Source organism: Streptomyces mayteni, from assembly GCF_054783955.1.
The window spans coordinates 1-503 of the sequence record NZ_BAAGPR010000320.1; the positions used below are offsets into that span (position 1 = coordinate 1).

The following is a 503-nucleotide window of genomic DNA, read 5'->3' on the forward strand; positions in this document are numbered from 1 at the left end:
GCAGGGCATGCTGAAGCGCGGAGAAGATCCCTTGCTGCGGCCGGAGAAGCTGCTTGCGATGGCCGAGGCGAGGGATATGCACAAGCCTCTGTGGAAAAAAGAAGCGCTGACGGAGCTGCAAACGATCCGCAGCCTGCTTGAATCCTCGGGGCTGGCCGCCGAGACGCTGGACGAGATGATCTCCTCCACGGTGACGATCGAGGAAGAGATCGACCGGGATCTGCCTCGGCCCGTCGTGGTCAAAGGGCTGATCGCGCTGCTGAAAAAGGTCAAAAAGGCGGAAATCAAAAAGCATATCGCCCGATTGGAACAGCTTCTCGCTCATCGTCCTTATGCGTAACCGCAGGCGGCGCGGGAGTGTCCGGGATTTGATTGCGCCTCCGGAGAGGCGGCCCTCTGCGGGCTGTCTCTCCGGTTTTTTTTGCCGATAAAACGGTTGCGTCGCCCGGGCTCCCGAACCGCTTATGATCTGCGGCGGAAACGTCGCAACGCCCCCGTATGAG

The 503-nt window shown here is 60.4% G+C and carries 1 protein-coding gene; it reads left to right on the forward strand.

The window, feature by feature from the left end:
- Positions 1-340: hypothetical protein (locus tag ACYVPE_RS40075; RefSeq protein WP_461038764.1), on the forward strand; the 340-nt coding region annotated here is incomplete at its 5' end.
- Between the last annotated feature and the right edge of the window lie 163 nt (positions 341-503).